The sequence below is a fragment of the Bradyrhizobium sp. DOA1 genome (assembly GCF_001593325.1).
Lineage (GTDB): Bacteria > Pseudomonadota > Alphaproteobacteria > Rhizobiales > Xanthobacteraceae > Bradyrhizobium.
In genome coordinates, this window is the sequence record NZ_JXJM01000001.1 from 6,743,297 (window position 1) to 6,752,979 (window position 9,683).

A 9,683-nucleotide genomic window follows, 5' to 3' on the forward strand; every position below is an offset into this window, starting at 1 on the left:
ATGGCCAACACAACGAATGGCTCGGGCAACAGCGCTCCCGCCACCAACGGCAAGGCCTATCCGATCGAAGACCACACCTACGACGTCGTCGTAGTGGGTGCCGGCGGCGCCGGCCTGCGCGCCGTGGTCGGCTGCAGCGAAGCGGGCCTGCGCACCGCCTGCATCACCAAGGTGTTTCCGACCCGCTCGCACACGGTCGCGGCGCAGGGCGGCATCTCCGCCTCACTCGGCAACATGCACAAGGACGACTGGCGCTGGCACATGTACGACACCGTGAAGGGGTCGGACTGGCTGGGCGATCAGGACGCAATCGAATACATGGTGCGCAACGCGCCCGACGCGGTCTACGAGCTCGAGCATTGGGGCGTGCCGTTCTCGCGCACCGAGGACGGCAAGATCTACCAGCGTCCGTTCGGCGGCATGACCACCGAGTTCGGCAAGGCCCAGGCGCAACGCACCTGCGCCGCCGCCGACCGCACCGGTCATGCCATGCTGCACACGATGTATGGCCAGTCGCTGCGCCACGCGGCCGAGTTCTTCATCGAGTTCTTCGCCATCGACCTGATCATGGACGATCAGGGCACCTGCCGCGGCGTCATCGCGCTCAAGCTCGACGACGGCACGCTGCACCGTTTCCGCGCCCAGACCACGATTCTGGCGACCGGCGGCTACGGTCGCGCCTATGCCTCCTGCACCTCGGCGCACACCTGTACCGGCGACGGCGGCGGCATGGTGCTGCGCGCCGGCCTGCCGATGCAGGACATGGAGTTCGTGCAATTCCACCCGACCGGCATCTACGGCTCCGGCTGCCTCGTCACCGAGGGCGCGCGCGGCGAGGGCGGCTATCTCGTCAACTCCGAAGGCGAGCGCTTCATGGAGCGTTACGCGCCGTCGGCGAAGGATCTCGCCTCGCGCGACGTCGTCTCGCGCGCGATGACCATCGAGATCCGCGAAGGCCGCGGCGTCGGCAAGAAGAAGGACCACATCTTCCTGCATCTCGACCATCTCGATCCCGCGGTGCTCGCCGAGCGCCTGCCCGGCATCTCGGAATCGGCAAAGATCTTCGCCAATGTCGACGTGACGCGCGAGCCGATCCCGATCGTGCCGACCGTGCACTACAACATGGGCGGCATCCCCACGAACTATCACGGCGAGGTGCTGACCAAGAAGGATGGCGACGACAACGCCATCATCCCAGGCCTGATGGCGATCGGCGAAGCCGCCTGCGTCTCCGTGCACGGCGCCAACCGCCTCGGCTCCAACTCGCTGATCGACCTCGTGGTGTTCGGCCGCGCCGCGGCGCTCCGCCTCGCCGAGAAGCTCACACCCAATGCCAAGCAGCCCGAGCTGCCGGCGAACTCGGCCGACCTCGCGCTCGGCCGCCTCGACCATTACCGCTACGCCTCCGGCGGCACGCCGACGGCGAAGCTGCGCGAAGGCATGCAGAATGTGATGCAGACCAATTGCGCGGTGTTCCGCACCGGCGAAGTGCTCAGCGAAGGCCAGAACCTGATCGCGAAGGTCCACAGCGGCATCACCGACATCGCGGTGTCCGACCGCTCTCTGGTGTGGAATTCGGATCTCGTCGAGACGCTCGAATTCGACAATCTGATCTCGCAGGCGGTGGTGACGATGAACTCGGCCGCCAACCGCACCGAGAGCCGCGGCGCCCATGCCCGCGAGGACTTCTCAGAACGCGACGACAAGAACTGGATGAAGCACACGCTGGTCTGGCTGGACGATGCCGGCAAGGTCAAGATCGAGTATCGCCCGGTTCACAACTACACCATGACCAACGACGTGCAGTACATCCCGCCGAAGGCGCGCGTGTATTGATTGCTGCTTGTCATTGCCGGGCTCGACCCGGCAATCCATCCCTTAAAGATGGATGCGCGGGTCAAGCCCGCGGATGACGAAAGAAACCAGAGGCAGGACTTATGGTTGAATTCGCACTTCCGAAGAACTCGAAGATATCAGGCGGCAAGACCTGGCCGAAGCCCGCGGGCGCGACCGAGCTCCGTGAGTTCAAGGTCTATCGCTGGAATCCTGACGACGGCAAGAATCCGAGCGTCGACACTTATTACGTCGACACCAATGATTGCGGTCCGATGGTGCTGGACGGCCTGATCTGGATCAAGAACCACATCGACCCGTCGCTGACCTTCCGCCGCTCCTGCCGCGAAGGCGTCTGCGGCTCCTGCGCGATGAACATCGACGGCCAGAACACGCTGGCCTGCACCCGCTCGATGCACGACGTGAAGGACGGCGCGGTCAAGATCAACCCGCTGCCGCACCAGCCGGTGGTGAAGGATCTCGTTCCCGACCTCACCAATTTCTACGCGCAGTACGCTTCCGTCGAGCCGTGGCTGAAGACGACCTCGCCGACGCCGCAGAAGGAATGGCGCCAGAGCCACGAGGACCGCGAGAAGCTCGACGGCCTGTACGAGTGCATCCTGTGCGCCTGCTGCTCGACCTCCTGCCCGAGCTATTGGTGGAACAGCGAGCGTTATCTCGGCCCCGCCGCCCTGCTCCAGGCCAACCGCTGGGTGTCCGATTCGCGGGATGAAGCGACCGGCGAACGGCTCGACAATCTCGAGGATCCGTTCCGCCTCTATCGCTGCCACACCATCATGAACTGCGCCAAGGCCTGTCCGAAGGGCCTCAACCCCGCCGAAGCCATCGCCGAGCTCAAGCTCAAGATGGTCGAGCGGCAGATCTAGAGAGCGCTTTATGCTGCGATCCCCGGCCTGAACGGCCGGGGCATTCTGCGGCCGCGGCCCGTCGCAGCGGGTTCGCCTCCCCGACGCACCACGCGTGTCTCGGAATAATACAACCTCCGGTTCACGTCACAAGCGGCTTCCTTCCGAGCGGGAAAGTCAGCTAAGCTCCGGTCAGGGACCGGAGCCGTGCAGGGCGCGCAACGCAATTCGCTAAAATTGTTGCAGTGGATGATGGCGGCATCCCTGGCGCTTCCGATTGCGCTGTTCGCTATCGCCTCGGCGATCTCCTACACCTCGACCAAGGATACCGCCGACCGCGAGATCGAGCGCACGCTCGACGTCGCGCATGAGCATGCGCTCAAAGTGTTCGAGACCATCGACCGCAGCCTTGCTGAGCTGGGCGAGGTCGCGCGCGGCCTTTCCGACGACACCATCCGCGCGCGCGAACCGGCTTTGCACCGCCGCCTGAAGCGGCTGGCCGATTCGCTGCCGCAGCTCAAATCGGCCTGGATCTTCGATGCGGATGGGAAGGCGCTGGTCAACAGCCTCGCCTCGCCGCCGCCGGAGCTCGACTTTGCGGACCGCGACTATTTCTACGCTCATGTCGACCAGAGCATCGGCACCTACATCGGCACGGCCCTGACGCCGCGTCCGCCCTATCAGGGCGCCCGCTTCTTCGGGATGAGCCGCCGCCGCGAGTCCGACGACGGCAATTTCATTGGCGTGATCCAGGCCTCGGTCCTGCCGGAATATTTCGAGAGCTTCTATGCCAGGATCGGCTCCGATCCCGGCAGCTTCTTCGCGATGGGGCGCGCTGACGGCGCCGTGCTCGCGCATTTCCCGCGGCTCGACCGCGACTTCCGGCTCGATCCAAGCGGTCCGGTCGGCCAGAAGATCGCGTCGAGCCCCGAGCATGGCCTGATCACCGTGACCTGGCCGTCGGACGGAATCGAGCGCCGCATCGGCTACCGGCGCGTCGCCGAATATCCGATCTATGTCAGCGCCGGGCTCGAGACTTCTGCGATCCGGGCACGCTGGTTCGCCACCATCGGCCAGCATCTGGTGTTCGGCATTCCCGCCACCGCGCTGTTGTTCCTGCTGCTCGCCTTCGCCTTCCGCCGCACCCAGCATCTCCAGGCCGAGGCCGCCGCACGGCGCGAAGCCGAGGATGCGCTCAAGCACAGCCAGCGCCTGGAGGCGCTCGGGCAACTCACCGGCGGGGTCGCGCACGACTTCAACAATCTGCTCACCGTGATCCGCGCCTCTGTCGACCTGCTCAATCGGCCGCAACTGACGGAGGAGCGGCGGCAGCGCTACATCACCGCCATCGCGGATTCGGTCGCGCGCGCGGCCAAGCTGACCTCCCAGCTCCTCGCCTTTGCGCGGCGCCAGACCCTGAAGCCGGAGGTGTTCGACGTCGGCCAGCGAATGCAGTCGCTCCACGACATGCTTGCGACGCTGCTCGGCCCCGCCATCGAGATCGCGATGCGACTGCCGGGGGAGCCCTGTCTCGTCAATGCCGATGCCGGCCAGTTCGAGACGGCACTGATCAACATGGCGACCAATGCGCGCGATGCCATGCAGGGCAAGGGCAGGATCACCTTCGCGGTCGAGGCTACGACCGCCATTTCGGGCACGGCGGCCTCGATCGCGGACAACCATGGCTTCGTCCGCATCACCGTCAGCGACACCGGGATCGGCATTCCGGCAGCGCGTCTCGGGCGCATCTTCGAGCCGTTCTTCACCACCAAGCAGGTCGGTCACGGCACCGGTCTCGGCCTGTCCCAGGTGTTCGGCTTTGCCCGGCAATCGGGCGGCGAGGTGACGGTGACGAGCGAGGTGGGGCAGGGCAGCAGCTTCTCGCTCTATTTGCCGCGCGTGCCGCGGGACCTCTTGCCGCAGCGGCACGCGCCGAACACCGCACCGGCGGTGGCCGGCAGCGGCATGTCGGTGCTGGTGGTCGAGGACAATCTCGAGCTCGCCAACTTTGCCGCCGACGGCCTCACCGAGCTCGGCTACAGCATCACGCTGGTCGACAATGCGACCGATGCGCTCGCCGAGCTCGTGGTGGATGCGGATCGTTTCGACGTCGTGTTCTCGGACGTGGTGATGCCGGGCATGACCGGACTCGATCTGGCAAAGGCGGTCCGCGAGCGCGGCATCGGCGTGCCAGTCGTGCTGACCACGGGCTACAGCCAAGCCCTGTCGCTGGAGGGCGCAGCCGGCTTCGATCTCGTGCAAAAACCCTATTCGATCGAGGAATTGTCGCGGGTTCTGCACCGGGCCGCGCGGCTGCGGCGCGTGCGCGACGGCGCCGCCGAGTGATTCGGCGCTCGGAACCGGGGGGAACCGGTTGATTTCCTTTGCGTTGTCCGCTCATGCACAAGCGGGCCGCAAAGCGCGAACAGGACAAGAAGCCGCCCATCGTCGCGATCAAGGGCGAGAACGGTGATGACGTAGCGCCGCCGCCTCCCGAGCTGGTCGAGCCCGATCCCGAACTGTCTCCTGAGGAAGCCGAGCAGGTTCGTAAGGATTATCTGCTGACACGCTTCTGGATCAGCGCGCGCGGCTTCTGGGGACGCCATGGCGACCGCCTGGCCTGGCCGTTCTCGATCGGCCTCGGCGTACTGATTGTCCTGACCGTCGGCTTCCAGTACGGCATCAATGTCTGGAATCGCGAGATCTTCGACGCCATCGAGAAGCGCGATGCGGCCAGCGTCTTCCATCTCACGGCGCTGTTCTTCCCGCTCGCGATCGGCAGCATCGTGCTCGCCGTCGCGCAGGTGTTCGCGCGCATGAGCATCCAGCGGCGCTGGCGCGCCTGGCTCACGAGCAGCGTGCTGACGCGCTGGCTTACCAACGGGCGCTACTACCAGCTCAATCTCGTCGGCGGCGACCACAAGAATCCGGAATACCGGATCGCCGAGGATTTGCGCATTGCGACGGACTCGCCGGTCGATTTCCTCGCCGGCGTGACCTCTGCGCTGCTGTCTGCCGTGACCTTCATCGTCGTGCTCTGGACCATCGGCGGCGCGCTCACCGTCACGCTCGGCGGCGCGAGCATCACCATTCCTGGCTTCCTGGTGATTGCCGCGATCGTTTACGCTGCGATCGCCTCTGGCTCGATCGTCGTGATCGGCCGCCGCTTCGTCCAGGTGTCCGAGGCCAAGAACCAGGCCGAGGCCGATTTCCGCTACACGCTGACGCGCGTGCGCGAAAACGGCGAGAGCATCGCGCTGCTCGGCGGCGAAGAAGAAGAGCGCGGCGGCATCGACCGCAATTTCACTGGCGTGCTCAAGCAATGGGCACGACTCGCGGGCCAACACATGCGCACCACGCTGGTCTCGCAGGGCTCCAGCCTCGTGGCGCCCGTGGTGCCTCTCCTGCTCTGCGCGCCAAAATTCCTCGACGGCAGCATGACGCTCGGACAGGTGATGCAGGCGGCCTCTGCCTTCACCATCGTGCAGAGTGCATTCGGCTGGCTGGTGGACAATTATCCGCGGCTCGCCGACTGGAATGCCTGCGCGCGCCGCATCGCCTCGCTGATGATGTCGCTCGACGGCCTCGAACGCGCCGAGCAGGGCGATGGCCTTGGCCGCATCAAGCGCGGCGAGACCAGCAACGACGCCATGCTGGAATTGAAGGACCTCTCGGTCACGCTCGACGATGGCACAGCCGTGGTTGGCGAGACCGAAGTGGTGATCGAACCCGGCGAGCGGCTCCTGGTCGCCGGCGAATCCGGCACCGGCAAGAGCACGCTGGTGCGCGCCATCGCCGGCCTCTGGCCCTGGGGCGGCGGCAGCGTCAATTTCCATCCCGACCGTCGGCTGTTCATGCTGCCGCAACGGCCTTACGTGCCCTCGGGATCCCTGCGCCGTGCAGTGGCGTATCCGGGCGCGGCCGAGGATTGGACGATTGAGGAGATCAGCGAGGCCCTGCACAAGGTCGGCCTCGATCATCTCAAGGAGAAGATCGAGGAGGAAGCGCCGTGGGACCAGACGCTATCCGGCGGCGAGAAGCAGCGCCTCGCCTTCGCCCGGCTGCTGCTGCACAAACCCGACATCATCGTGCTCGATGAGGCCACCTCCGCGCTCGACGAGAAGAGCCAGGACAGCATGATGAAGATGGTCACCGACGCCTTGCCCAATGCGACCATCGTCAGCGTCGCTCACCGCGCCGAGCTGGAGGCCTTCCACAGCCGCAAGATCGTGCTGGAGCGTCGCAAGGGCGGCGCCAAGCTCGTCAGCGACGTCGACCTGATCCCACGCAAGGGCAGGCGCAAGCTGCTCGGGCGATTCCTGCGCCAGCGCAAGGCCCCGAAGAAGGCGGCGTAGCGCTCTCTCTGTACAAGCGCGCCACAAGCGCGCGCAGATCCGGGACCCATACCCCCAAGGGAGAACTTGTGCGAAGACTCGGAGTGGGCATCTCGTGTCAAACTCCGCCCAGTGATTATGGGTCCCGGGTTCGCTGCGCGCCCCGGGACGACGCCGAAATTGTAGCTCTCATCAAAACCGGCTATGCATGCGCCGCCTGCAATGAGGATCGCCTGCTTGACGCCCGACAACGCCCCTTCGTCCGCGCCGTTCGGCGCGTTTGCGCCGAACGCCGCGCAGGCCGCGATCATCAGCCTCGCGACGCGATCGGGGTTGAAGCGCGGCGCGTTCCGGCCGTGGATGTCGCGGCTGGTCAATTTGCTGCGTGGCGGCCCGGTCGACGTGCAGTACCAAGGGGCCTCGTTTCGTCTCTATCACCAGGGCAGCGCGACCGAGCGCGGCGCGCTGTTCAATCCAGACTACAATCTCGACGAGCTCGATTTCCTGCGCCAGCACACGCCAGTGGGCGGCACATTCGTCGATGTCGGCGCCAATGTCGGCACCTTCGCGCTGGTGATGGCGCGGCAGGTCGGCGCCAACGGCAAGGTCGTCGCGATCGAGCCGCATCCCCTCACATATGGGCGGCTGGCGTTCAATCACGCCGCCTCGCATGCGGCGCAGGTGCGCCTAGTGCAGGCTGCTGCCGGTGACAACGACGGCGAGCTGATGATCGAGAGCGGCGGCGGCAATCTCGGCGCCACCCACGTCGTCACCGGCTCCGCCAGCGCCGACGCGATCAAGGTGCCGTCGCTGCGCCTGACGCGCATTCTCGACGAAGCAGGCGTCCCGCAGGTCGATTCGCTCAAGATCGATGTCGAAGGTTTCGAGGACCGCGTGCTGATCGGCTTCTTCCGCGACGCGCCGCCGTCGCTGTGGCCGCGCGCGGTCGTCATCGAGCACCTGTCACAAAACGAATGGCAGCAGGACTGTATTGCCGACATGGTCGCGCGCGGCTTTGCCATCTTGCGCAAGACGCGGAGCAATACGTTCCTGTCGCGCTGACGGAAGCGAACAACGGAGGTAGCGATGATCGACCATCTGGGCTTCTCGGTCTCTGACTATGAGCGCGCCAAGGCGTTCTACACCAAGGCGCTGGCGCCGCTCGGCTACGGCCTGATCATGGAAGTGACGGCGGAGCAGACCGGGCACGCCGCGGCCGCTGGCTTTGGCGCCGACGGCAAGCCGGACTTCTGGTTCGGCGCGGAAGGCGCGATGAACAAGCCAGTGCACATCGCCATTCGCGCCGAAGACCGCGCCACGGTGGACGCCTTCTACAAGGCGGCGATGGCGGCGGGTGGGCGCGACAACGGCCCGCCCGGCATTCGCCCGCATTACCATGCGAACTATTACGGCGCGTTCGTGCTCGATCCTGATGGCCACAACATCGAGGCCGTCTGCCACGCACCGGAATAGGCGGGGTTTCGGGGAACCTCGCTCTCTGCAGGCCGTTATCGTCGCTTGCAATAGGAGCACGATATGGCCAACGACAATTCCCGCGACGTCGACCGTGCCTGGGAGCTGATGAAGAAGATCGGCTTCGCAATGCTGGTGACGCGCGACGGCGACAAGCTGCGCGCGCGGCCGATGAGCGCTCATCTTGACCGCGACGCGAACACGATCTTTTTCCTTACCGACGCGCGGCATCACAAGGATGAAGAGATCGCGAGGAATCCCTCCATCAACCTGTCGTTTGCGGATGCGAGCAGCCAGAAATACGTCTCATTGACCGGCGCTGCCGTCGTCTCCAACGACCGTGCGAAGATCAAGGAATTGTTCTCGACGCCGGCCAAGGCGTGGTGGGACTCTGCGGAGGATCCAAACATCCGCGTGCTCAAGGTGACGCCTGACGATGCCGAGTTCTGGGATTCACCCGGCACAGTGATCTCGTACGTGAAGATGGCTGCCGCGGCGGTGACTAACACGCGTCCCGACCTCGGCGATAACCGCAAGGTTTCGATGTGATGCCGATAGAGCCGCCCGAGATACCGCCGTCAACGCCGGGCACTCCGACCGAGCCGCCGCCGGGAATTCCGCCCGGCAATCCGCAGCCCGAAATCGCGCCGCCGGTGCGCGAGCCAGGCGAATCACCGCGTCCCGACGAGTTGCCGGGGCGCGTGCCTGAAGAGATTCCATCGCGCGGACCCAACGGACCGCTTACACCGAATCCCGCGACGGACGCGCGTTCGCCGCGGGATCAGGTCTGAGGCGAGCGATCACATGTGAGGCGATTGCAACCTGCGTCTGAATGCGCAATGAACGTCACCATAGTGAGGTTATTTGCGTGCAGAAATAAATCGGGCCGCGACTTCTTCGCCCGCCACAATGCGGCCTAACGCGTAGCTGTTCATCTCGACACTTCGTCAAAGAACCTTCCGGGGAAGTTCACCACCATGACCAACCTTCGTCTCGTGCTGCTTGCAACGACGGCTCTCACCGCGATGCAATTCGCAAGCTCCGCATCGCATGCGCAAAGTGCGCCGCCGCTCGTTGTCGCCCAGGCCCAGCCTGAGGCTGACCAAAAAGCGAAGCAGCCTCCGAAGGGACCGCCTGCGGCAGCTCCGCCCGCGGCACCGGCACGCCCGGCCGCACC

8 protein-coding genes are annotated in these 9,683 nt (G+C 65.5%); all 8 read left to right on the plus strand.

What is annotated here, in order from left to right; genetic code table 11:
• The 8 genes from sdhA to SE91_RS37940 all read left to right on the plus strand — a co-directional run bounded on the left by sdhA (position 1) and on the right by SE91_RS37940 (position 9,297).
• Positions 1-1,836: a succinate dehydrogenase flavoprotein subunit gene (gene sdhA, locus SE91_RS31235; protein ID WP_061850387.1), complete on the plus strand. Its 1,836-nt coding sequence runs from the start codon at positions 1-3 to the stop codon at positions 1,834-1,836.
• A gap of 101 nt (positions 1,837-1,937) precedes the next feature.
• A complete protein-coding gene (locus SE91_RS31240; protein ID WP_060734471.1) occupies positions 1,938-2,720 on the plus strand; it encodes a succinate dehydrogenase iron-sulfur subunit in 783 nt (260 codons plus the stop codon).
• Positions 2,721-2,906: 186 nt separating this feature from the next.
• Positions 2,907-5,045 carry a hybrid sensor histidine kinase/response regulator family protein gene (locus SE91_RS31245; RefSeq protein WP_061850388.1) on the plus strand — a complete coding sequence of 713 codons (2,139 nt, stop codon included), beginning with the start codon at positions 2,907-2,909 and terminating at the stop codon, positions 5,043-5,045.
• 53 nt (positions 5,046-5,098) lie between these two features.
• Positions 5,099-7,054: an ABC transporter ATP-binding protein/permease gene (locus SE91_RS31250; protein WP_061850389.1), complete on the plus strand. Its 1,956-nt coding sequence runs from the start codon at positions 5,099-5,101 to the stop codon at positions 7,052-7,054.
• Positions 7,055-7,270: 216 nt separating this feature from the next.
• Positions 7,271-8,095 carry an FkbM family methyltransferase gene (locus tag SE91_RS31255; protein ID WP_061851423.1) on the plus strand — a complete coding sequence of 275 codons (825 nt, stop codon included), beginning with the start codon at positions 7,271-7,273 and terminating at the stop codon, positions 8,093-8,095.
• Between the two features lie 24 nt (positions 8,096-8,119).
• Positions 8,120-8,506 carry a VOC family protein gene (locus SE91_RS31260; RefSeq protein WP_060734468.1) on the plus strand — a complete coding sequence of 129 codons (387 nt, stop codon included), beginning with the start codon at positions 8,120-8,122 and terminating at the stop codon, positions 8,504-8,506.
• Between the two features lie 63 nt (positions 8,507-8,569).
• A complete protein-coding gene (locus SE91_RS31265; RefSeq protein ID WP_061850390.1) occupies positions 8,570-9,055 on the plus strand; it encodes a pyridoxamine 5'-phosphate oxidase family protein in 486 nt (161 codons plus the stop codon).
• Positions 9,055-9,297, plus strand: coding sequence for a hypothetical protein (locus SE91_RS37940; protein WP_008539110.1), 243 nt, complete (start codon positions 9,055-9,057; stop codon positions 9,295-9,297). Before SE91_RS31265 ends, SE91_RS37940 begins: the two co-directional genes overlap by 1 nt.
• Positions 9,298-9,683: the final 386 nt, after the last annotated feature.